The sequence below is a fragment of the Paenibacillus sp. p3-SID867 genome (genome assembly GCF_025142895.1).
Classification (GTDB): Bacteria; Bacillota; Bacilli; order Paenibacillales; family Paenibacillaceae; genus Paenibacillus_AQ.
In genome coordinates this window covers 498,974-522,660 of sequence record NZ_JAMBDM010000004.1, presented here as the reverse complement: position 1 = coordinate 522,660, position 23,687 = coordinate 498,974, and the positions used below count along the sequence as shown (strand labels likewise).

Here is a 23,687-nt window from a genome sequence, read left to right as displayed (position 1 = left end):
CTGCAGGAACTTCATATCAGATTGGGGGAACGACAAATGTGGAAAAGACTCGCAGTTGTCATGGTGGGTGCACTACTCATTGTAAGCGCTTTATTTATAACGAAGCCGAATACGGATGAGGGCCCGATCAAGCTGAGGCTCGGTCACATAACGGGCGAATCCGATCCGTGGCATCTGGGCGCGCTTAAATTTGCGGAATTGGTGAAGGAGAAAACGGGCGGTGAGATCGAGGTAGAGGTGTATGCCAGCTCGATGCTCGGGAATGACCGAGACCTGATCGAAGGGATGCAGATCGGATCGGTGGATTTTGCCCTGCCGGCGGGCGTATTATCGAATTTCTACAGCCCTTATGCCATTTTGGAGCTGCCGTATTTGTTCCGGGACAAGCAGCATTTGGAGAACGTGCTCTATGGGGATGTCGGTAATGAACTGAAGCAGAGCTTGCTGGATAATGCCGAGGTCCGCGGTCTGGAGTTCTGGATGAGAACCCCGCGCGAGTTGACTGCCAACAAAAAGATTGAAACGCCAAACGATCTGCGCGGCTTGAAAATCCGCGTGCCGGAGATTCCGGCTTCCATTGCGGCTTGGGAAGCAATGGGGGCGACACCGACGCCAATGGCCTTTGGCGAAGTTTATTCATCGCTGCAAACCGGGGTTATTGACGCACAGGAGAATCCGGTTGCTTTTACAGCCAGCTCCAAGATTCAGGAAGTCCAGAAGTATATGATGATGACCGATCATGTATACGGTTACGTGATGCTCGCGATGAGTGAAGTGACGTATCAACGCTTGAATGAGTCTCAGCGTCAAGCTATTGAAGAAGCGGCCGAAGAAGCGACGGAATACGAGAATCAGCTGGTCTTTGAACAAGAAGAGCAGATTATCAATGAGCTTAAAGAATTCGGTACGGAGTTCGTGGAAGTGGATAAGGGGCCGTTCGAGGCTGCAGCTAAATCGGTACATGAACGCTTTGCCAACATGTACGGAAGAGAGCTGTACGACAAAATCATCAACACGCCATAACCATTTTTTCTTCTAGAGGGGGGATAAGCCATGCGGCAGACATTAAAAGCGATCGATACGCTGAACAAACTCGTGGGCATCGCAGTGGCCATGATCCTGGGTGTCATGTCCATCCTGATTATCATGCAGATTATATACCGGATTGTCGGGTATCCGCTTCACTGGTCCGAGGAGCTGGCCAGATACTTGATGGTATACCTTGTATTCCTGGGTTCCTCGCTGGCGCTGCGCCATCATCGGCTGGTAGCGATCGAGCTGCTGCCGGAGCTGGTGAGTGAAGTCAACCGAAAGGTGATTCGTATCACCGTCATGGCGATATGCATCGTGTTTTTCATTCTATTGCTGGTCCAGGGCATCGACATTCTGGGCCGGGTCTCCGTGCAATCGTCGGCAGCGATGGGGCTTAGCATGTCGGTTCCTTATGCAGCCATTCCGATTGGAGCGGTGCTGCTCATCATGAATGCGGTAGCGGTCATTCTGGAAACGATCACGTGCGATACCGTACCGCAAGCGAAGGAGGAAGGATTATAATGCCTATCGTACTGTTTGGATGTCTGATCCTGTTCTTCGCCATCAGTGTTCCGATTGCCGTTTCGATGGGGATGGCATCGGCTGTAGCAATCTGGTGGGAAGGCGGTACGCCGCTGCTTGTACTGGTCCAGCGTTCGTTCACGTCTACGGATTCATTCCCGCTGATGGCGATTCCCTTCTTTGTGTTTGCGGGTACCTTGATGGAATTTGGCGGGATTTCCAGACGATTGGTGAATCTGGCGAATGCACTTACAGGCCATTTGCCGGGCGGACTTGGACTCGTCACAATTGTAACCTCGATGTTCTTTGCCGCCATATCCGGTTCCTCCGCCGCGGCAACCGCGGCGCTGGGCAGCATCCTGATTCCGGCCATGATCTCCCGGGGTTATCATAAGAACTTTACGGGGGCTCTTCAAGCGACGTCCGGTGAGTTGGGGGTTATCATTCCGCCAAGCATTCCGTTGATTCTATACGGAGTAGCTGCCGAAACTTCCATCGGCGATCTGTTTATGGCGGGTCTCATTCCGGGAATCATGATTGGTTTATCGCTGATGATTGCCGTTTATATTATTGCGAAAAGAAAAGGTTATGCGCGCGAGAAGAGAAAGACGCCGGCAGAAGTATGGCAGGCCTTCAAGGAGTCCTTCTGGGCCGTCCTTATGCCGATCATCATTCTCGGCGGAATTTACGGCGGAATCTTTACGCCGACCGAAGCCGCGGGCGTTGCCGTTGCGTATGCATTCATTGTCGGCGTATTTGTGTATAAGGAGATTAAATTCTCCAAGCTGATAAATATTCTAACGCAATCCACGATTACGACATCCGTGATTATGTTTATCATTGCAAGCGCGGGGTTGTTTAGCTGGATCATGACGCGTGAAGGAATTCCCCAGGCGGTTGCAGGTTTCTTCGTGAACATATCCGATAACCCGATCGTGTTCCTGTTACTGGTCAACGTATTCCTGCTGATCGTGGGCATGTTTATGGAATCCAATGCGTCGATCATTATTCTGGCACCGCTGCTGGCGCCGGTAGCGGCCGAATTCGGGATCGACCCGACGCATTTCGGGATTATTATGATCGTCAACCTGGCGATCGGGATGTGCACGCCGCCGCTCGGCATTAATCTGTTCATATCGGCCCAGATCGCAAAGATCCGGCTGGATCAGATCGCAAAAGGCATGGTGCCGTTCTATATTGTGTTGATCATTGACCTGATGCTGATCACGTATCTTCCGCAATTGTCGATGTTCCTGCCGAATCTGTTAGGCGGTAAATAAGAAGTACGTCAGTTGATGTTCATCTAGCAAGCGATTTATGGAGAAGTATCTAAACTTTATTACAGGAGGTAGATGTCATGGCTAGTGTAGAAACGATTAGAAAAGAACTGCAGCACACCGGTAAATATATGATGCAATACGACCTCGCGTGGGGCAATGCGGGGAATATCTCCGCCAGAACGGAAGGGGACCGTTATGTGGTGACGGCCAGCGGGACTTTTCTTGGCGAACTGGAGGAAGCAGACTTGATCGAATGTGATCTGTCCGGGAACGTGTATGGGGCAGAAGGGCGCAAACCGTCCAAAGAAACGCCCATGCATCGGGCGATTTACGAAAGCCGTCCGGAGATCGGTGCGGTGCTCCATGCTTCTCCGTTCTATACTACGCTGATTGCCTGCTCCGACCTGGAGCTTCCGTCCAATATGTTCGTCGAGACGATGTATTATCTTGAGCGAATCGAACGTGTGCCTTACTATCACCCGGGCAGTGACGCGCTGGGCCAGGGCGTCCGGGAAAAGGCAAAACTCGCCAATGTGCTGCTCCTCGAGAACCACGGTGTGGTTATTTATGACACATCCATTCGCGAAGCGCGGATGGCCTTGCAAACGCTGGAGATGGCCAGCCGCATGCTGATTACTTCGATGAGCGCCAAGGTGGGGATTCAGGGTCTTGGACCGGAGACGGAGCGGGATTTTCTGGAGAAGGCGGGTTATAAGCCTAGACGCAATTGGAGTTTGTAGGATTAGCAAAAGAGTTGAGAAGAATGCTTCCGGATGATCCGGAAGCATTCTTTTTTGAGATTCAATAAGATGCGCATTGAACGTTGAGTAGTCGCTTTTCTTCTACATATCGCTTGTCGGAGCCTACATATTTATGCGGGGTGGCGCAATGCGTTTTCCAAGCGTCAGACCCGTCCATACCAGCAGCAGGGTGATCGGCAGGGCGATGATGGTTCCGAGGGCGAGAGAAGTCATATCTATGATGTCTGCATGGAGGAGGCGATAGAGCGCATAAATCCCGTAGGGAATTTCAAGGAGGGCGGCTGTAATGACACCCGGGGTGTATGCCCACAGGGCGATCGACGCGCCCACATGTTTCACGCCATCCAGCAGGAACACCGTGACAAATCCCGCGAACAGCGCGTTGAATGGACTGCTGATTTCGAAGTTAAGAGACGTAAGGAGCGTTACGCTGGTGAGAATAAAGCCAATCAGCAGAACGGCAAAGGTGAATTGCAGGGTGATATTTTTATCCCACGGAGTGGAGACCGGCGAGATTTTGGATAGCACAGGGTTATTCTTGTTCTTCCTGAGCCACCGTTCCATCGTGGCAATCTCTTCTCCATCGTGAGTGAAAAATACAACCGGCAGCAGCCACAATATCATGACGATACTCCAATCTGACATGAATGACAGCATGATCTTCATTTCTCCCTTCAATCTACAATGTTTTCGATATCTAAATAAACTGAGTATACACTCAAATTCAAAGGATAAAAGAAGCTGATGCAGAGATGTTGTTTCTGTTCTGCGATCAGCTTTTCTACTCAATCCTTCCTGTGATGAACACCGGCGGCTTAGGATTCTTCAGTCAACCCATGCATCAGCAGCCGGACGAGCTCACGAATATACGATTCGTCCCCAAGCGGGAGCGTTTCCTGTCCGAAGCGGGTATGGAGCATGCAATAGACCAGGATGGAGGAGGTCATCATCATCATCGCGGTCTGAACCGTATGTTCTGGTTGATGCTTCGATCCCGCCGCCTGTTTGAGTATGCTGCTGCCTGCTGTCCCAATACCTCCGATCAGCTGTGACACTTCATTCGATACCCCGGCATCCCTTATGAGTTCCGGTGACCAAATGAGCATTAGATAATCCATGTTTGTCCTGAGGAACCCGAGATATGCCAAGCCGAATTGAAACAGGGCCTCCTCCGCAGGCAGCTTCGACAGTTCCCCCGCCTCCTCCTGAAGCTGTGTAACAAAGGAAAAATTGTTCACAAGGTAGAGCAGCAGCTTCCGTTTATCTCCGAAGTGGTAGAAGATCAGCCCTTCGGCTACGCCGCTTTCGGCGGCAATTTCTTTGGTTGTCGTTGCATGATATCCCTGATGGGAGAACAGCTTCAGAGCAGCGTTCAATATCCGTTCCTTCTTGGCATTTCGATTGGTTGCAGGCATAGGCAGATGGCTTCCTTTATTATGTAATGACGAATCTTAGAAAACTGAGTATTTACTCAATATTATAGTCACTTCCCAAGTATTGTCAACTTTCGAAATATCAAGGCATGGAATGTTCTAAATGTTCATTGTTATTGATAATAATGAAGGGAGGATGGTTAAGAGCATCTGCATATGTGATGGAGAAGAGGAGAATCACATCAATTGCTTGTCTGTTTTTCGGCATGCAGTTTATGTGTTTTTTTGTTCTCTTTTTTGCGAATCCTTGCGTCTTTTCGAATGGCAAAGCAGAAATTTTCGAAGAAAGGGGAATGTCGGTTGTCTAGTAATGAAAGCGTTTTACATGGCAAGAAACCTAAAAGCACAGCGGTAAGAAAAAGGCTCTGGGGTGAGCATGCTTTAGCTTATGGATTTCTGGCACCCTCCATCATCTTGTTTATGATGTTCTTGTTCTACCCGATGCTGAAATCGGTTTATCTCAGCATGACGATAACGGATCCGCGGGGTCAGGTTGTTGAATTTGTATGGTTGGAGAATTTTGTCCGGCTTCTATCAACTGATTCATTCTATAAGAATCTTGGCGTAACGCTGATGTTTATTTTGTTTACCGTGCCCACCTCATTGATCTGGTCGCTGTTTCTTGCCGCGATTACCCACAACAAGCTGCGAGGGATGAAGGTGTTTCAGTTTGTTTTCTCACTGCCGATTGTCATTTCCGTCGGGACCGGCTCGATTATATGGTTTCTGTTGTTTCATCCTACGGCGGGCATGCTGAACTATTTTCTAAGCTTCGTTCATCTGGGGCCGATCCCTTGGTTAACCGATCCTTCCTGGGCTCTGATCTCAATCTCGATCATGACAATCTGGATGAACATGGGGTTTCTGTTTATTGTGCTGTCCAGCGGTTTACAGGGAGTTCCGGAGGAAATATACGAAAGCGCAAAAATGGACGGCTCCGGGCCGATCCGGACATTTATCCAAATCGTACTGCCGCTGCTGTCGCCCACGATTTTCTTTGCCTTGATTGTATCGGTTATCGGTGCATTTCAAGCCTTCGGGCAAATTCACATTCTGACCAAGGGAGGCCCGATCAACTCCACGAATGTCATCGTTTACTCCATTTATCAGGATGCCTTCGTCAATTTCCGGTTTGGCATCGGCAGCGCACAGGCTCTGATCCTGTTTGCGATTATTCTGCTCCTTACACTGCTGCAGTTTAAAGTTCTGGAGAAGAAGGTGCATTATCAATGACCCTCCGCGGAATCACATCCCTGTTCACCTATCTGCTGCTTATCCTCCTGTCGTTGATTGTGTTATATCCGCTCATCTTTACGGTGTTCTCATCCTTTATGACCGAGAAGGAGGTAGCTAATTTTCCACCACCGCTGTTCCCGTCAAGCTTCTATCTGGGCAACTTTACGGAGGCCATCTCCGGCTTCCCGATCATTCGCTTCATTTTGAACAGCTTCATCGTCTCGACGGCCATCATGATCAGTCAGGTTATTACATCGAGTCTGGCCGCATACGCGTTTGCATTTCTGAATTTTAAGGGAAAGGCATTGCTGTTCGGGCTCTTCTTGTCAACGATGATGATTCCTTGGGAAGTCACAATTATTCCGAATTATCTGACCATTAAGGATTGGGGCTGGATGGACAGCTACCAGGGATTGATCGTGCCGTTTATGGCAGGGGCTTTTGGCGTGTTTTTACTGCGCCAGTTTTTTCTGCAGCTTCCGCGTGAGCTGTTTGATGCGGCCAAAATCGACGGATGCGGTCATATCCGCAGTTATTTGTCCATGGTGCTGCCGTTGTCCAGGTCTTCCATTGCCACCTTGGCGGTGTATACATTCCTCACGCACTGGAATCACTTTTTGTGGCCGCTTTTGATCACGAATCAGGCCTCGATGCGAACCGTACAGATCGGGGTGGCTATGCTGCAGCATGCTGAGGTAATGTCATGGAACCTGATTCTGGCCGGCGTGACCATCGTGCTGATTCCTTCCTTTGTGCTGCTGGCTTTTGGCGTCAAACAATTGGTGCGCGGAATTACTGCTGGCGCGTTGAAAGGTTAGTGCGGTGGTTGACCTGTCATATGCAGGTTTATCATAGGGTGCATTTTACGAACGAAAGGGGAAGGGATTACGGATGAGAAGAAGAACGAGGTTGGTAAGTATCTTGTTAACTGCGATCATGCTGCTGGTTAGTGCATGTAACATTAACATGGGCGAGGAGCCTGAAAAGGGGACGGAACCCGTACCAAAGACGGAGGCTGGCACTCAAAAAGTGGTGTTCTGGCATGCGATGGGAGGAGCGACAACCAAGGTGGTTGATCAATTAGTCGCTAACTTTAACGCTTCGCAGGACAAGGTGCAGGTAGAGGCGGTGTATCAGGGAACCTATGATGACCTGTTAAGTAAACTGAAGGCGTCGATGGGGACAAACGAGGGACCCTCCGTGGTCCAGATGTACGAGATCGGCAGCCGGTTTATGATCGATTCCAAACTAATTACACCCATGCAGGAGTTCATCGATGCGGATCAGTGGGATGTGTCGCAGCTGGAACCTAACATCAGCGGGTATTATACGTTTGATGATAAGCTGTATTCCATGCCTTTCAACTCCTCCAATCCGATACTGTATTACAATAAAGACCTGTTTAAGGATGCAGGACTCGACCCGGAAAGTCCGCCCAAGACGTTTGAAGAACTGAAAGTCGCGGCAGACACGATATCGAAAAAAGGGAAAGCGGTAGGGGCGAATTTTGCTATATACGGCTGGTTTATGGAGCAGTTGTTTGCTAATCAGGGTGCGGAATATGTGAACAACGGCAACGGCCGGGATGATCTGGCGACCGAGTCGCTCGTCAATACCGAGCCTGGCGTAAAGGTGCTGACTTGGTGGAAGGATCTGATCGACTCCAAGGCAGCCAATAACCTGGGACGTAAAACCGATGATTCCAAGAAGGCATTTTCGGCCGGTCAGGTCGCCATGATTCTGGACTCAACCGCAGCCTTGAAGGGACTTGTGGATAGTGCCGAGGGCAAGTTTGAAGTAGGCACAGGCTTCCTTCCGAAGCCGGAAGGAGCTGGAGAAGGTGGTGTTATCGTGGGCGGTGCAAGCCTGTGGATGATGAACAGTCGTCCTGAAGCAGAGCAAAAAGCCGCATGGGAGTTCATTAAATTCCTAACCTCTCCATCGGAACAGGCATACTGGCATATCAATACCGGGTACTTCCCGATTACCACGAAGGCGTATGAAGAAGAAAACGTAAAGGAGAATCTGAAGAAGTTCCCGCAATTCCAGACGGCCATTGATCAGCTGCACCAGACGAAGCTGGTTAAAGCGACCCAAGGTGCTGTGATGGGCGTATTTCCCGAGGCAAGACAGATTGTGGAAGGGGCGATTGAAGAAGTGCTGAACAACAAAAAGTCACCGCAGCAGGCACTGGATGACGCAGCAAAAGAAATTACGACCAAAATCCAGGATTATAACCGTACCGTGAAATAGCATAGATGGGGAGCTTCAAACTCAGGTGAGACAGGGAGTAACAAACCGATCCATGAGGATCGGTTTGTTGGTTCGCAGCATGAAATGCTCAGCCAACAAACGATTCATCGGCAGTCCTCAACCGCAAGCGACGGAATCATGATTACATGCGTTCTCTTGAGGCCATACTGGTGGTGTTTGAGTTTACAAAAGAAACGCGAGAGCGTATACTCAGACAAAATAACCGTTAATTATAGTACCTCACCGAATAACAGCCACCCGTGAGGAAATACCCTTCCTCGTGTTAACACTCACATTTAGGGCGTATATAACGTTATTCCAAGCTGAATGCCCCTATCCCGGCAAGAATGCGATTAATCGCGCTTATCGGATGGAGGGCGTTTTTTCATATTGTGGCGAACATAGACAGGGGATAGACAAGATGAGCAGATTGACGAAGGAATTGGCGCAAGAAATTGTAACGCGGACGATGCAAGTGATTCATTATAATGTGAACGTCATGGATGAACGGGGGCGGATTATCGGTTCTGGCGACCGCTCGCGCTTATATCAGAAGCATGAAGGGGCGCTCATTGCGATTGAGAGGAAGGGTCGCTTCGAGATTGACGAGGAAAGCGCCCGCAAGCTGCAAGGGGTGCTCCCCGGAACGAATCTGGCCATTCACTTCCAGGGCGAAGTTGTTGGGGTCATCGGCATTACCGGCGATCCGAACGAGGTGACCAAGTACGGGGAGCTGGTGAAAATGACGGCGGAAATGTACTTGGAGCAAGCAGATCTGTTGGAAAAAGCCCAATGGGATAAGCGGATGAAGGAGGATTTCCTTCTGTCCGTCATTCATGCGGACGGCAAGGATAATGCCATGCTGCGCCTCCAGGCGGAACGGATTGGCTTCCATCCGGATAAGGCGCGGGTTGCGTGCATTATGGAGCTGACCGGTGCGCAGGATGCGAGTTCATTGTCTACGCTCAAGCAGGTGGTCGAATTATTGGAGGGTCGGCCCGCCATCGACCTGATCGCCATTCACAATACGCGCCAAATCGTGTTGTATAAGCCCCATCTCCATCCGCGGGAGCCGAACGCCGATATATGCGAGGGCATCCGTCACATTCGCAGGCTGCTGGAGGAGAAGCGGATTGCGCCGCTCCGCATTGCGGTTGGCAAGGCGTATGCCGGCATCGACGGCTTAATCGCATCTTACCGTTCCGCGCAAGATACGATGCGGGCAGGCCAGGCGATATTCCCGGAGCAGACGGTATACTACAGCGAAGATATGCCGAATGAGACCGTGGCAGCGAACGTTACGCCCTCGTGGGTGGCGGAAGAGCTGAAGCGGTTATGGTGGCGATTCGCGCAGGAGGATAAGAGCGGGGAATTGCAGCAGACACTGGAGGCCTATTACGATGAGAACGGCGAGCAGCAGCGCATCGCCGAGCGGCTGTCGATTCACCGGAATACGCTTCGCTACCGGCTGCAGCGCATTCATGAGGCGACCGGCAAAGACCCGAAGCATTTTCGCGATTTATATACGCTGATGACGGCCCGCTGGCTAAGCGCGCTGGAAGAGAGGAAGCCGGAGAGTGAGCGCGTCTGGAAGGAACATGCATGATTTGTGCATTTGAACAAAAAACATGTTCTATAAAGCGCTTTATTTCATTTTTATGCATGATGAAGCGCTTTCAGATTACAGGTACAGTAACAGTATAACGAATTGAGACAACACATTAGGGGGTCTTGACTATGGACGTATCTGTAACTGTACTTGGTGCTTTGACGGCATTGGTTGTGGCGATTGTGCTTATATTGCGTAAAGTCCCTCCTGCCTATGGCATGATGATTGGGGCACTTGCCGGGGGAATCGTCGGCGGAATCGGGCTGGTTGATTCGGTGAATTTGATGATGGATGGCGCGAAGGGCATGATTCCGGCCGTGCTGCGCATCCTGGCAGCCGGCGTGCTTGCCGGCGTCCTGATTGAATCGGGCGGCGCGAAGACGATTGCCGAAACGTTGGTCCGCAAGTTCGGCGAGACGCGTGCGCTGTTTGCGCTGGCGTTCGCGACGATGGTACTGACGGCGGTCGGCGTATTTATCGACGTCGCGGTCATTACGGTGGCGCCGATTGCGATCGCGATTGCGCAGCGCGCCGACTTGTCCCGCATGGCGATATTGCTCGCCATGATCGGCGGCGGGAAGGCCGGCAACATTATGTCGCCGAATCCGAACGCCATCGCGGCAGCAGACGCATTCCATATTCCACTGACATCGATGATGATGGCAGGAATCATACCGGCTGTCCTTGGGCTGTTTGCCACTTATCTGATCGCGAAGCGCCTGTCCAAAAAGGGAACGAAGATTACGGGCCAGGAAAGCGTAGACGACGGCGCTCAGCAGCTTCCGAGCTTCTTGGCGGCGATGATGGCTCCAATCACGGCGATTGTGCTGTTGGCACTACGCCCGCTGGCCGGCATCGTCATCGATCCGGTGATCGCGCTTCCGGTCGGCGGCCTCGTCGGGGCTTTGTGCATGGGCCGCATCAAGCAGATCAATCAATTTGCGGTATCGGGCTTGGGCAAAATGTCGGGCGTGGCTATCATGCTGCTCGGCACGGGGACGTTGGCCGGCATTATATCGAATTCGCAATTGAAGGATGTCATCATCGATAGTCTGGCCTCCTCCGGCTTGCCGGCTTACTTGCTTGCACCGATAAGCGGCGCGTTCATGTCCTTGGCCACCGCTTCGACAACAGCGGGTACCGCGGTCGCCAGCTCGGTGTTCGGCTCGACGATTATGGAGCTTGGTGTTGCATCCCTGGGCGCTGCGGCGATGATTCACGCCGGGGCGACCGTCTTCGACCATATGCCGCACGGCAGCTTCTTCCACGCAACGGGCGGGAGCGTCAATATGGTGATGAAGGAGCGGCTGCGTCTTATTCCGTATGAGACTGCAATCGGTCTCGTCCTGGCCGTCGTATCGACATTGGTGTTCGGCGTGTTCGGCTGGTTCTTGTAATCTGCGGCAAAATGATTGTTCAGACAGTTGGTTAAGACTGATGGAGAGGGAGTGGAGAGAATGAAGGTTGTAATTGCTCCAGACTCATTTAAAGAGAGTTTATCCGCATTAGAGGCATGTCATGCCATAGAGAAGGGATTGCGCGCCGTGTATCCCGAAGCGGATATCGTCAATGTGCCGATGGCCGACGGCGGGGAGGGCACGGTGCAGTCTTTGGTGGATGCGACAGGTGGACGATTGGTTCACACCGAAGTGACGGGACCGCTTGGCACCCCCGTGACCGCGTTCTACGGCATACTTGGTGACGGGAAGACCGCGATTATCGAAATGGCGGCCGCCTCGGGACTAGCGCTTGTGCCGCCGGGGCAGCGCAATCCGCTCGCGACGACGACGCGCGGGACCGGCGAGCTTATTACGTCGGCGCTGAACGAAGGCGTCAGCACGATTATTCTCGGCTTGGGCGGCAGCGCCACGAACGACGGCGGCGCTGGCATGGCGCAGGCGATCGGGGTGCGGCTGCTTGACGCGGATGGCTCGGAAATTGGCCATGGCGGCGGAGAGTTGCATCGCATTGCCCGCATCGATACGGGCGGAGCCGATCCACGGCTGAAGCAGGTTGCCTTCGTGGCCGCGTGCGATGTGGACAATCCGCTGACCGGAGAGCGCGGCGCCTCGGCCGTGTTTGGCCCCCAAAAAGGCGCCGATCCGGCCATGGTACAGCAGCTTGACGGCAATCTCGCCCATTATGCGGCGATGATTAAGGCATGCTTGGGCCGCGACGTGGCCATGATTCCCGGCGCTGGCGCAGCCGGAGGGCTTGGCGCCGGTATGCTCGCATTTTTGGCCGCTGAGTTGAAGCGGGGCGTGGATATTGTTATCGAAGCGACGGGGCTGGATTCGCATGTGAAGGATGCGGATCTCGTCATTACGGGAGAAGGCCGCATCGACGGCCAGACGATTTACGGCAAAACGCCGATGGGCGTGGCCAAGACGGCCAAGCGGTATCGAGTGCCGGTCATCGGCATCGCGGGCTCGCTTGCGGACGGGCATGAAGCGGTGCTTGAGCATGGCATCGATATGGTGTTCACGATCGTGCCCGGCGTATGCAACCTGGACGATGCGATAAGACAAGCCGCCGCCAATATGGAGCGTACCGTGCGCAATATGGCGATGACGTTAAAATGCGGCAGCAAGTTGGCTTGAATAAGATGACGATTAGAGACGGGCATGATGGGATTCGAGTATAGGATTTGAATGCCAATCCTGTTGCTTTGGCATTCGGATCTAACGTAAGCATCCAAGAGTTTACGTTAGATCCGGTACTTTAGGGGCCGTTCCATAAGTAAGTCTGCTTACTCGATGAGACGGCTCAATGGATGAAAAAATATCAAAAAATGGCGGTTCCAGGGAGGTCAGTCCTGTACCGCCATTTCTGTCTTTGACGTAATCCTCCTGGGCAAGAAACTGAAGCACGCTCAAGAAGATCTTCTCCAGTGAGTATCTGAACGGCGTAGCGGAGAGGACAAATCGATACCGGACAAGCGTCAGCGCTCGCCTTTGCCTCACATTTCATCCTTGTTCAAACCATTCCAAGAAGTGTGGGGGCAACAGCAATGGGAGAAACGATTGGTAGACGGAGCGTCTTCTAACAGCAAGAAGAGGGCCTCCGGCAAGATTTAAGATCTTTTGGGACAGCCCTTTGCGGTCGTCTTACCGTGATTCTGCGTAATATTCCACGAGAAAATCACGGAAAGAAATCGCGGCCTTGGACAAGTACCTGGATTCCAGCCATGCTATTTGGAATATGCGGCGGGCCTGAGGCTCGTCAATGCTCAGCTTCGTCAGCTTTAATTCCTCGCCGCTTCTGCATTCCCCGATTAAAGCCACGCCAAATCCGGAACGTACCAGTTCGGCTATGGTTCCGGGGTCCTCCACCTCGCAGACGACCTTCGGCAGAAAACCGGCTTGTTTGCAAAACTCATTGTTCATCTTTTGATACGGATGACCTTCTTTATAACCGACAAACGATTCACCTGCAGCCTCGCTTAAGTGAATTTGATTTTTTTCGGCTAAGCGGTGGGTGAGGGGGACGGCCAAGAACACCTCTTCGACGAGTAAAGGCAAGCTGCGTATATCCGGGTGCCGGATGGGCATGGAGGTGAGAAAGAAATCAACCTCGTTATGTTCAATCGTCTGAACCATATCCTCCATCGAAGACTGGATGATATGAAAGTTGACCTTCGGATGTTTGCTTAGAAACAATCTTAAGGGCTCGCGGAGCTGCTCCATGTTGGATAAGGCCAAATGAATACGCCCATGCTCCAGTCCCGCCAAATCCTCGACTTCACGCCGTCCCTCCTCCAGCAGCTGCAGGGCTGCTCTGGCTTTGGTCAAAAATGCTTTGCCATACGGATTGAGGCGGATCTGCCGGCCTTGGCGTTCGAATAACGGAGCGCCAAGATCCTCCTCAAGTCTGGCAATGGTCTTGCTGAGCGCCGGCTGAGCAATATGGAGCTCCTCTGCGGCTTTGGTCATATGTTCAAGTCTTGCTACGGTTACAAAATACTTCAGCTGTAACATTTCCATTCCGGTTCACCGTCCTCGCTTATATACTCCAGTATATGTATACATAGACATTTTTGTATTTTTTATTATCTATCGATGATTATAGAATGATCTCAGAAACAAGATCAAGAGATTCATGAAAGGATGATCGATATGAAAGCCGTGGCGTTTAGTACGATTGGACCGCCGGATGTCCTGCATGTCATGGAATTTGAAGATCCTCAGGCCGGTAACGGTCAGATCAGAGTTAAAATCAAGGCAGCTGGCGTACAGCCAGCCGACTGCGGGATAAGGGGAAGCGGCTGGGCGCCCCCTAATGTGACATTGCGGATGCCGCAAATTCTGGGCAATGAGTTCGCCGGAACGATAGATCAGGTAGGTGAGGGGGTCAGAGGCTTTGAGGTTGGTGAGGACGTCATTGGCTGGTCTTTACTCGCCTGCTACGCGGAATATGTCGTGGTTGACGCAGATCAAGTGGTTCGTAAACCGGATTCGATGCCGTGGGAAGAAGCGGGCGTGCTGACTGCATCGGGGCAAACTGCCCATACGGCCCTTCAGGCGTTAGGAATCGGTGAAGGCGATACCGTCCTGATTCATGCGGCAGCAGGTGGCGTCGGTTCTTTCGCCGTCCAGCTCGCTCGTGCCTGGGGAGCCCGGGTCATCGGAACGGCAAGCGAGCGAAATCATGATTATCTTCGTTCACTGGGTGCTGTTCCTGTTGTTTATGGTCCAGGCCTTGTAGACCGGGTCAAAGCCGCCGCCCCAGAGGGAGTCAGTGCCGCGCTGGATGCCGCTGGCGAAGAAGCGCTGCTGGCCTCGTTGGAGCTTGTCGGCGACCGGAGCCGCATCGGCACGATTGTAGCCTTCGATCGGGTAGAAGAGCTGGGGGTTCTCGCGATCCGCAGTCAGCGATCCAAGGATCGATTGGCCGAACTGGTTCAGTTATATGAACAAGGCAAACTGCAGATCCATGTGTTCCGGGCGTTTTCGCTGAGCGAAGCAGCAGAAGCTCATCGCACTGTGGAGTCCGGCCACGTTCGGGGGAAGGTCGTGCTGCGGATAGACCAGCCATGAGATGAAAGTCATCGCCTTTGTCCCCGAATTTCAGCCGTTACAAAACAACAGTCGACATTTGGGGGCAGCGGCGATGGGAGGGTGATTCGAATGCCGCAGCGTCATACAAAAGACGGAGGAGACGTCCCAGACTAAGGTCCAGGTAGAAACTGGTCCGTGGCAGCGTGTTAACTTTTTCCTTCACGATATAATGAACATATACATAAAGAGGGAATGGACGTGGAGGAATTTATGAAGAAACAGAGTATGATGGCAGTGAAAATCTCATCGCTGTTGATATTTGCTGTCCTGGTAGGATGCGATGCCGCTAATAATGCGGAGGAAGCAGTAAAGCGGGAGCTTGATCAATTGGCACAAGTCGGGAATTTGGCCGGCGATTCAGCGCTAGCTATCAGTGATCAAGTAAAGCGGGAAGGGAAAGAGTTTGAGTTGACGACGGCTCAGGAAGCAGGGACAGCCGAGGGATTGGCCATCGATCATGCGGTAGGCAATATTGAGCTCATCGCTGTACCCGGTAATGAGATCAAAGTAAAAACCACCGTGTGGTTTAACGAAAGCTTCTTCAAGAATGACAACATTCGTACCCAGGTTACGGAGCAGGCCGCTACTTCTTTTACGCTCAAGGACGACATCCTGGAATTAAGAACGCACCCTAGGGAGGACTCCAGCAAGAGTTTATGGGATTGGTCGCAGAAGCAATTTGGCGACTCCGGATTCATGATAGATTATGTAATCGAAGTGCCGGAAGACATGCAGAATATCCGCATCAAGAATGATGTAGGGAAGATTCGGGTGAACGAATTGAAGGGGGCTTTTGAACTCCAGTTGGGAGCCGGGGAAATTCAGCTGGCCAAAACGGAAATCACGGGCAATTCCAAGATCGTATCCGAGGCGGGCAGCGTGAAACTGGATCTTGAGCAGATCGATAAGGACAGCATGCTGACGGCCAACACATCGGCAGGCAGCATCACGGCCACGTTTGCGCCGTTCATGAAATACACGCTGGATACTGAAACCGAGCTTGGACAGATTACTGGAGCAAGCCGGGGGCAGAGCGACGTAAACGGCGGGGGAGCGAAAATATTCCTGACGACCTCTGTAGGTTCCATTAAAGTTAATCCATAATCGGCATATGATGAGGGGGATCAAGGATCATTAAACATAAAAAAACAATCATGGATCTAGTTCATCCTTGATTGTTTTTTTGTATGTTAAACAACAGTGTACATAGGGAGTGGGCTTTACATTAATTTCAGGACTTGGCACAGCTGATATAGATAGTGCACGCCGCGTATTTGGTTATGGTTGCGATAGTTGAGGTATACAAGCGTGTCCTTGAGCACGCGTCTGGCATTATCAACTTGATGATGCTCGAGTTCATGCAGTACGTCTTTGATGACTTCCAGCGGGTAATTGGCCGAGCGAAGAATCCGAATGATCATGATCTGGCGGATCTGCGCGCCCTCGAACTTCCGATAGCCGTTTTCCCGATCCCGAGGCAGAATCAGGACGCCTTCCTTCTCCCAGTGGCGGATAGCCGAGGTCGGAACGCCGGTTTCGGCCGCAACCTCCCCGATAGTCAGCTCTCTTTTCCGCCCATGGGCATCGACAACGTCAAGCTGCTCGGTTTCCAGAATGCGGATGGTCCGCTCCGCGAGGACTTTATCCTGCTGCAGATTGGCCTGCACCTCGTTTACAATCCAGAGCGCTTCATCCAGCTCTTTCTCCTGCAGCTTGATCATTACCTGCTTCGTAACGTCTACGCCGAAGCCGGGAAACATGGCTCTTATGCATTCGAAGTATGCGGCATGCTCCTCCGTATACACCCGGTATCCGTTCGGGGCACGCTTTGCAGGAGGGACAATGCCCCATTTTTCATAATGCTTGAGCGCACTTGTGGTAATCCCCAGTTTCTTGGCTATATCAATCGGTCTGATACCCATGACGGTCCCCCTTACCTCATGCAAGGATCTGTTTGAATACTTTTTTTTCTGGGGGATTGTATCATGAAGAACAGCCCAATGAAAAGCCTGCCGGAAAATTAGCTTATATCATTGTCATGCTCATATTATGAAGATTGACGTTCCAGGAATGCCCGGATGTAATCCATGATTTCCGGTCCATGTGACTCCAACGCAAAATGCCCGGCATCCTTCAGGATGTGAAGCTCGGCATCGGGCAGATCGCGCAGATACGGATGGGCCCCGTTCTCAGGGAAGATATGGTCGCCTTGCCCCCACACGATAAGGGTCGGCGGCTGCGCATCGCGGAAATACTGCTGCCAAGCCGGATATAAGGGAGGATTTGATCCGTAATCCAGGAACAAATCCAGTTGTATTTCCTGGTTCCCGGGCCGATCCAGCAGCGCTTGATCCAGCGTGTACGTGTCGGGGCTGATGAGGGACGTATCACGGACGCCATGGGTATATTGCCATTTGGTTGCCTCGATGCTGGTTAACCAGCGCAGGGCTTCGCGTTTATCCGGATTCGCGGGATCTTCCCAGTACGCTTTAATGGGATTCCAGAATTCCTCGAGCCCCTCCTCATAGGCATTCCCATTCTGTATGATCAGCCCCCGAACCCGCTCGGGATGGCGTGCTGCAATCCGGAATCCAACGGGTGCGCCGTAATCCATAAGGTAGACGTAGAAGCTCTTGATATTTAATTGAGCGAGCAATTCCTCGATGAGCTGACTGAAATGGTTAAAGCTGTACTGGAATTGATTATGGTCAGGCGCACTGCTGTAACCAAAACCAGGATAATCCGGTGCAATCACGTGGTACTGATCGGCAAGAGCCGGGATCAATTGACGATACATTTGACTGGAAGTCGGGAAACCATGCAGCAGCAGGACAACAGGCGAGCCGGGAGCCCCCGCTTCACGGTAAAAAATATCCAAACCTTCGATTCGAGCCGTGCGATACTGGATTTTATGATTCATCTGATAAATGCCTCCTTGAATTATCTACGAATTTTTATGATGCAATTGTTATGTAGAGCCTTTTGACTGGTCGTAATGATAAGAAGAAAACACCACCTTATTTTGTTTATTAACCATCTAAATACGATTAAGGGAATTATACATCCTAATTATTAACCTGTAAATCGTTATTTTGGGTATTAAAAAAGAATCTTAGATGATTTATCTAAGATTCCTTCGTTTGCTGCTGTTTCTGACGCTCCAGATAGGCAGCGACCTTCATGCGGTTCCCGCATGTTTTTGGGCTGCACCAGCGCCTTGTGCTATTTTTGCTATTGTCGTAAAAGCGAAGCACGCACGCCGGATTTTCGCATTTTTTCACCAATTTCAGGTCATGGGTAGTTAAAAAATCAACGGCAGATGCGGCGACCGGGGTCAACAGATCCAGCGGCTTGCGAAAAAGCATCCGGCTTTTGCGGCTGTACGCGTTCCCTTCTGCCACAAGTGTTGTGCGAAGGATTTGCTCCTTCAGCAGCCCATTGACATACTGCAGGCTAGCTTCCTTTGAGGTCTCGTTCACGCTGCCCGGCTGAATCAGATTAAAGAGATGGTCGCGGAGCAATCGGGCGGCTTCCACGATTCCGGCTTCCTCCTCGGCGCCGTTATATACGGCCTTGCGCAGGTTGCGCTCAACCTCGGACAGCAGGTTCGCTTTCACCATCCAATCCAATAAAGAATCGAATGTATCAAGCAAATCCAGGGGTTGTCCATCAACCGCAATCTTGGTATTTACGAAATCCAGCATGGGATGGTTGCCAATAAAATAAAATTCGGGTGCGATTTTTTTCGGCATGGTTACCGCTCTCCTCAAAACATACGATAAGTATTATTTGTAGCCCATTATATAGTCAATGCTGTGTTTATACAAATGAAACAGCATCAAACGTTATACATAAACCTTAAAGCTCCGTGACGGCTTTTGATCTCGAAAACGGCGATAGATCAACCTTTTTCCGTTTGGGATTTTGTACTTGCATCAATGTTGTAAGATGGGTTTGTAAATTGAAGGATTGGAGCCAGGCTTCCAAAACGAAAGAGTAAGCTTGCGAAGCGAGTTTTATTGCGAGGTTTCTCAATGAAGCTAAGCTCCACAAAACATTTAGGAGGTTGGGATATATGGAAGGAACGATTAAGATTCGCGGTGCCCGGGAGAACAATCTGAAGAATGTCTCGCTTGAAATCCCGAAGTACAAACTGGTTGTCATGACAGGTCCGTCCGGCTCGGGCAAGTCCACGCTCGCGATGGATACGCTGCAGCGGGAGTGCCAGCGGCAGTACATGGAATCCATGGGCATGGTGTCGGACTCGGTCAGCAAGCCGAAGGTGGATTCCATTGAAGGACTATCCCCGTCAATCAGCGTGGGACAGCACATTACGAACCGGAACCCAAGATCCACCATCGGAACGGTGACGGATATCTACACGCTGCTTCGAATTCTCTTTACTAAGCTGGGTGAACGTACTTGTCCGTCCTGTGGCGATACGGTGATACCTCATGTGGAGGGAGAAGCCTATCACGGTCTGGCTGAGGAGGAAGAGATCAGCGATTCTCACGAGACGGTTCGTTGTAGGCGATGCGGCCATGGTCTCGAAAAATTGACAATGTCGCATTTTTCCTTTAACAAGCCGGAAGGCGCATGCGAAACGTGCAGCGGACTCGGTCAAACGGTGAGTCTGAACATGGAAGCCGTGTTTCGTCCGGAATTAAGCTTAAGGGACGGCGGGGTGGCAACGTGGTACAGCGCTCTTACCGATTATAACACCAGCATTCTGAAAGCGGCAGCCAAGTATTACGGGTTCGCATTCGATGAGTTCATGCCGCTTCGGGACTATGACGAGGTTCAGCGTGATCTCCTGTATTTCGGCGTAGAGAGCGAGCAGTTCAACCGGCATTTTCCTGACGTCAAACCGCCGAAGTCCGTAGGACAAGGCAAGTACGAGGGGGTAGTCACCGGGATATGGAGAAGGTACCGGGAGAAGGGAAGCGAGTCTGGTGAAGCGTCCCTGTTTCATGAGCACCTCTGTCCGGATTGTCACGGAACGAAGCTGAAGGAAGACAGCCGCCGCGTCCGGGTGGATGGAGTCTCCATTAACGAAGTCAACGCCTGGTCGATCGGGGAAGCCTTAAATTGGATGGAGGCGCTGCTGAGGAAGCTGACGGAGGACCAATTAACGATTGTGGAACCGCTCATTCATGATTCCGTTGTCAGACTAAAACGCATTATGGATGTCGGGCTGGGTTACATGTCCATGGAGAGGCAGGTCGTCACGATGTCAGGCGGAGAAGCCCAGAGGCTTCGACTCGCATCGATTCTGGGATCAGGCCTGACAGGGGTGCTGTACATTTTGGACGAACCGACAACGGGACTGCATCCCAAAGATACCAGGGGACTGATCCAGGTTCTGAAACAACTGAGGGATCTAGGCAACACGGTGCTCGTCATCGAGCATGACGAAGAAGTGATGCGGGCCGCTGACCATATCATTGATATCGGACCAGGTGCGGGAACGATGGGCGGTACGGTCGTCGGTCAAGGAACGCTGGAGGAGCTTATCCTTAATCCCACGTCCGTGACCGGATCCTACTTCCGGGAGAACACGATGCTTACGGCTCCGAACCGGCGCAGGGCTGGAAACGGAAGCCTGCTGACGATCGAGGATGCACATTTAAGAAATCTGAAACATATCACGACCTCTTTCCCGCTCGGCTGTCTCATATCGGTGACAGGCGTATCGGGATCTGGTAAATCCACGCTTTTGTTTGATCTTCTGGCGGAATCCGGAAGCGATCAATCAACTCCAAACGGCTGCAAGGCCATCACGGGTTGGGAATCGGTAGGGCAGCTGATTACGGTTGACCAATCACCGGTATCCCGAATGCAGCGCTCCAACATTGCTACGTATACCGATGTTTACACCCATATCAGAAACTGGTACGCCAGCTTGCCGGAAGCCAAGGAGAGTCAATTGACGGCCAAGCACTTTTCCTTTAATACACAAGGCGGGCGCTGCGAGACATGCCAAGGACTTGGCGTTGTGTCAGTGCATATGCACTTCCTTCCGGAGCTGGAGGTACGTTGTCCGGACTGCAAGGGCAAGCGGTTCAAGGAAGAGGTACTCCGCGTGACTTTTAACGGTTACACCATCTCCGATATTTTGGATATGACGATTGAGGAAAGTCTGTCGATTCTGGAGGATCGGCCGAAAATCATGGAATTGACCCGGCTGCTCTGCGATGTCGGGCTTGGGTATTTGAAGTGGGGGCAATCGGTGAGCACCTTATCCGGCGGTGAGGGACAGCGGATTAAATTGGCTAAGGAGCTGAGCAAAAAGACCAAAAACCACACGCTGTATTTGCTGGATGAGCCTTCAACCGGGCTTCACCCCGGAGATGTCCGGCAGCTGCTCGTTCTGTTGAACCGCTTGGTGGACGCGGGAAACACCGTGATTTTGGTTGAACACAATTTGGACCTGATCTGGCATTCGGATTGGCTCATCGATATCGGGCCTGGCGGAGGAGCTGCCGGCGGGTCTGTTGTGGCGACAGGAACGCCTGAGGAAGTAGCGGCTGTGGAAGCCTCGTTCACCGGCCGTTTTATCAAAGAAATCTATATGTGACGGATTGACGTTGAAGGGAGGGATTCAAAGTGGAGCAAACCGTTGTAGAAGAGAAAGGCAAGGTAACGAAGACAACGATCCGATATTTTATCAAGCTGCTGCGTTCTTCGGGTATTCCGAAGTTGGTGCTATTGCTGGCCATCATGCTGAGTTTGGTTGGTGCGGTGACGGGACTGGTCGTCCCGCTCATCACCGGCCAATTAATCGACAATTTTGCTGCAGATTCATTTAATATTCGCACGGTCGGCTTTCTGGCCGTTCTGTTCCTGCTGGAAGCCGTGGCGAGCGGACTTTCCTATTATATGCTTGCCTATGTCGGAAACCAGACGGTGAACAAAATTCGTAAACGGCTCTGGACCAAGGTGCTGGCACTGCCGGTTCCGTTCTTTGACAAGCACCGCTCGGCAGAAACGATGAGCCGGGTGACCAACGATACGAATGAAGTAAAAACCCTGATCACGGATCATTTGATTGCCTTTTGCTCGAATCTATTGACCGTTTTGGGGGCCGTTGCAATCTTGTTTTACTTGGATTGGCGGATGACCCTCATCATCCTGATTGCCGTTCCGGTAGGGTTCGGCATATTAATGCCCATCGGCGGAAAGATGTACAAAATCTCCATCAGCATGTATGGACAGCTGGCCCAGCTGTCCGCCATGCTGACCCAGGTGATCGGCGAGATCAGGCTGGTGAAAGCCTCCAATGCAGAGCGGAGGGAGGAGAAAAGCGGGTATGACGATATGGACAGCCTGTACCGATTCGGCATGAAGGAAGCCAAAATCAACTCGGTCCTGATTCCGTTGATGTCGATGGTCATGGTCGTCCTGCTGGTGGTCATCATCGGATACGGCGGCGTTCGCGTCTCTTCCGGCGCTCTTAGCGCAGGCGAGCTGGTATCGTTTATCCTGCTGCTGTTCCAGATCATGTTTCCTTTCAGCCAGTTTGCCACATTCTATTCCCAGCTTCAGAAGGTGATGGCGGCCACCGAGAGATTGCGGCTGATCCTCGAATATGAGCCGGAGAGCGACGATCGTGCGGTGCGTACTGCACCGAATGGGCATCGGGACGTTGAATTTAAAGAGGTGACGTTTGCTTATCATGAAGGCGAGACCATTCTGTCCGAGGTATCCTTTTCGATTCCTGCCAAGAAGGTCACCGCTCTGGTAGGTCCCAGCGGCAGCGGCAAAACCACGGTGTTCTCCTTGATTGAGCGGTTCTACGCGCCATCCGGCGGGGAGATTTACTTTGGCTCCGAAGCGATCCGTGATTATACTCTGGAGTCCTGGCGGCGAAAGCTAGGGTATGTGTCCCAGGACAGCCCGCTGATGACCGGAACGATCCGGGATAATATCGTCTATGGACGGGAGGAGCCGGTGTCTGACGAGGAAATTGCAGAAGCGGCGAGACTGGCCTATGCGGAGGGATTTATCGAGGCACTGCCGCGAGGATATGACACGGAAGTTGGGGAGCGAGGCATCCAGTTGTCCGGGGGTCAGCGACAACGTGTAGCGATTGCAAGGGCTTTGCTGCGGAAACCGGACATCCTGCTTCTGGATGAAGCGACGGCAAGCCTGGACAGCGACTCCGAGCACGAAGTGCAGAAGGCGCTGAACAATCTGATGGTGGAACGAACGACCGTGGTCATTGCCCACCGGTTATCTACCGTGGTCGAGGCGGATCAGATTATTGTCCTGGAGAAGGGGCACATTACGGGAAGCGGGACGCATGAAGAATTGATTCGAAGCCATCCATCCTACGTAGAGTGGGCGAAGAAGCAGTTCCAGATCGGGGAATAGGGGGCACATGGGGGATTGAACCGGGGAACAAAAGTGATCGGCACAATGTTTCGCATACCTTGTTCAACATGTGTTATTAGGGCAAGAGGTTTTGTTTCGACCAAGGTCGAATAGAAATAATAGGTAGCGTA

21 protein-coding genes are annotated in these 23,687 nt (G+C 51.8%); 14 read left to right on the top strand and 7 right to left on the bottom strand.

Annotated elements, in window-relative coordinates:
* The first annotated feature begins 36 nt into the window (after positions 1 to 36).
* From M4D81_RS11480 to M4D81_RS11465, 4 genes are all read left to right on the top strand, one after another.
* Positions 37 to 1,023: a TRAP transporter substrate-binding protein gene (locus tag M4D81_RS11480; protein WP_260066335.1), complete on the top strand. Its 987-nt coding sequence runs from the start codon at positions 37 to 39 to the stop codon at positions 1,021 to 1,023.
* A 30-nt stretch (positions 1,024 to 1,053) separates the two neighbouring features.
* Complete coding sequence (locus M4D81_RS11475) at positions 1,054 to 1,554, top strand: TRAP transporter small permease (protein ID WP_260066334.1); 501 nt, start codon at positions 1,054 to 1,056, stop codon at positions 1,552 to 1,554.
* A complete protein-coding gene (locus M4D81_RS11470) occupies positions 1,554 to 2,834 on the top strand; it encodes a TRAP transporter large permease (RefSeq protein ID WP_194543969.1) in 1,281 nt (426 codons plus the stop codon). The genes M4D81_RS11475 and M4D81_RS11470 overlap by 1 nt, the downstream gene beginning before the upstream one ends.
* A gap of 77 nt (positions 2,835 to 2,911) precedes the next feature.
* Entirely contained in the window at positions 2,912 to 3,574 is a 663-nt protein-coding gene (locus M4D81_RS11465) for a class II aldolase/adducin family protein (RefSeq protein WP_260066333.1), read from the top strand.
* A 123-nt stretch (positions 3,575 to 3,697) separates the two neighbouring features.
* On the opposite strand, the gene M4D81_RS11460 is transcribed toward M4D81_RS11465, so the two are convergent.
* Together M4D81_RS11460 and M4D81_RS11455 are read right to left on the bottom strand one after the other, a co-directional pair.
* Positions 3,698 to 4,252: an HXXEE domain-containing protein gene (locus M4D81_RS11460; RefSeq protein ID WP_260066331.1), complete on the bottom strand. Its 555-nt coding sequence runs from the start codon at positions 4,250 to 4,252 to the stop codon at positions 3,698 to 3,700.
* Between the two features lie 158 nt (positions 4,253 to 4,410).
* A complete protein-coding gene (locus M4D81_RS11455; RefSeq protein WP_260066330.1) occupies positions 4,411 to 5,010 on the bottom strand; it encodes a TetR/AcrR family transcriptional regulator in 600 nt (199 codons plus the stop codon).
* 318 nt (positions 5,011 to 5,328) lie between these two features.
* Between M4D81_RS11455 and M4D81_RS11450 the strand changes: the two genes are divergently transcribed.
* The 6 genes from M4D81_RS11450 to M4D81_RS11425 all read left to right on the top strand — a co-directional run bounded on the left by M4D81_RS11450 (position 5,329) and on the right by M4D81_RS11425 (position 12,726).
* Complete coding sequence (locus tag M4D81_RS11450) at positions 5,329 to 6,261, top strand: carbohydrate ABC transporter permease (RefSeq protein ID WP_071223204.1); 933 nt, start codon at positions 5,329 to 5,331, stop codon at positions 6,259 to 6,261.
* Positions 6,258 to 7,082, top strand: coding sequence for a carbohydrate ABC transporter permease (locus M4D81_RS11445; RefSeq protein WP_071223203.1), 825 nt, complete (start codon positions 6,258 to 6,260; stop codon positions 7,080 to 7,082). Before M4D81_RS11450 ends, M4D81_RS11445 begins: the two co-directional genes overlap by 4 nt.
* Positions 7,083 to 7,155: 73 nt before the next feature.
* Entirely contained in the window at positions 7,156 to 8,517 is a 1,362-nt protein-coding gene (locus tag M4D81_RS11440; RefSeq protein WP_260066328.1) for an ABC transporter substrate-binding protein, read from the top strand.
* Positions 8,518 to 8,938: 421 nt separating this feature from the next.
* Positions 8,939 to 10,123, top strand: coding sequence for a sugar diacid recognition domain-containing protein (locus tag M4D81_RS11435; RefSeq protein ID WP_260066326.1), 1,185 nt, complete (start codon positions 8,939 to 8,941; stop codon positions 10,121 to 10,123).
* Positions 10,124 to 10,254: 131 nt separating this feature from the next.
* Entirely contained in the window at positions 10,255 to 11,523 is a 1,269-nt protein-coding gene (locus tag M4D81_RS11430) for a GntP family permease (RefSeq protein ID WP_071223200.1), read from the top strand.
* A 60-nt stretch (positions 11,524 to 11,583) separates the two neighbouring features.
* The gene (locus tag M4D81_RS11425; protein ID WP_260066325.1) at positions 11,584 to 12,726 is read left to right on the top strand and encodes a glycerate kinase; all 1,143 of its coding nucleotides are present in this window, start codon (positions 11,584 to 11,586) and stop codon (positions 12,724 to 12,726) included.
* 102 nt (positions 12,727 to 12,828) lie between these two features.
* On the opposite strand, the gene M4D81_RS11420 is transcribed toward M4D81_RS11425, so the two are convergent.
* Together M4D81_RS11420 and M4D81_RS11415 are read right to left on the bottom strand one after the other, a co-directional pair.
* Positions 12,829 to 13,089, bottom strand: coding sequence for a hypothetical protein (locus tag M4D81_RS11420; protein WP_260066324.1), 261 nt, complete (start codon positions 13,087 to 13,089; stop codon positions 12,829 to 12,831).
* A gap of 144 nt (positions 13,090 to 13,233) precedes the next feature.
* On the bottom strand, positions 13,234 to 14,109 hold the full coding sequence (locus M4D81_RS11415; protein ID WP_260066322.1) for a LysR family transcriptional regulator: 876 nt from the start codon (positions 14,107 to 14,109) through the stop codon (positions 13,234 to 13,236).
* Positions 14,110 to 14,241: 132 nt separating this feature from the next.
* On the opposite strand from M4D81_RS11415, the gene M4D81_RS11410 reads away from it, so the two are divergent.
* Positions 14,242 to 15,162 carry an NADP-dependent oxidoreductase gene (locus tag M4D81_RS11410; protein WP_260066404.1) on the top strand — a complete coding sequence of 307 codons (921 nt, stop codon included), beginning with the start codon at positions 14,242 to 14,244 and terminating at the stop codon, positions 15,160 to 15,162.
* Between the two features lie 231 nt (positions 15,163 to 15,393).
* Complete coding sequence (locus M4D81_RS11405; protein WP_260066320.1) at positions 15,394 to 16,287, top strand: DUF4097 domain-containing protein; 894 nt, start codon at positions 15,394 to 15,396, stop codon at positions 16,285 to 16,287.
* A gap of 116 nt (positions 16,288 to 16,403) precedes the next feature.
* Here the strand turns inward: M4D81_RS11405 and M4D81_RS11400 are convergent, their stop codons facing one another.
* From M4D81_RS11400 to M4D81_RS11390, 3 genes are all read right to left on the bottom strand, one after another.
* On the bottom strand, positions 16,404 to 17,105 hold the full coding sequence (locus tag M4D81_RS11400) for a MerR family transcriptional regulator (RefSeq protein ID WP_260066319.1): 702 nt from the start codon (positions 17,103 to 17,105) through the stop codon (positions 16,404 to 16,406).
* A 125-nt stretch (positions 17,106 to 17,230) separates the two neighbouring features.
* A complete protein-coding gene (locus M4D81_RS11395) occupies positions 17,231 to 18,103 on the bottom strand; it encodes an alpha/beta fold hydrolase (RefSeq protein ID WP_260066318.1) in 873 nt (290 codons plus the stop codon).
* Positions 18,104 to 18,308: 205 nt separating this feature from the next.
* On the bottom strand, positions 18,309 to 18,935 hold the full coding sequence (locus M4D81_RS11390; RefSeq protein ID WP_260066316.1) for a CGNR zinc finger domain-containing protein: 627 nt from the start codon (positions 18,933 to 18,935) through the stop codon (positions 18,309 to 18,311).
* A 323-nt stretch (positions 18,936 to 19,258) separates the two neighbouring features.
* Here M4D81_RS11390 and uvrA point away from each other — a divergent pair, with 323 nt between their 5' ends.
* Positions 19,259 to 21,760 (top strand): excinuclease ABC subunit UvrA, encoded by a 2,502-nt coding sequence (uvrA, locus tag M4D81_RS11385; RefSeq protein ID WP_260066314.1) that lies wholly within the window; start codon positions 19,259 to 19,261, stop codon positions 21,758 to 21,760.
* A gap of 29 nt (positions 21,761 to 21,789) precedes the next feature.
* Positions 21,790 to 23,556 (top strand): ABC transporter ATP-binding protein, encoded by a 1,767-nt coding sequence (locus M4D81_RS11380; protein WP_260066313.1) that lies wholly within the window; start codon positions 21,790 to 21,792, stop codon positions 23,554 to 23,556.
* Positions 23,557 to 23,687: the final 131 nt, after the last annotated feature.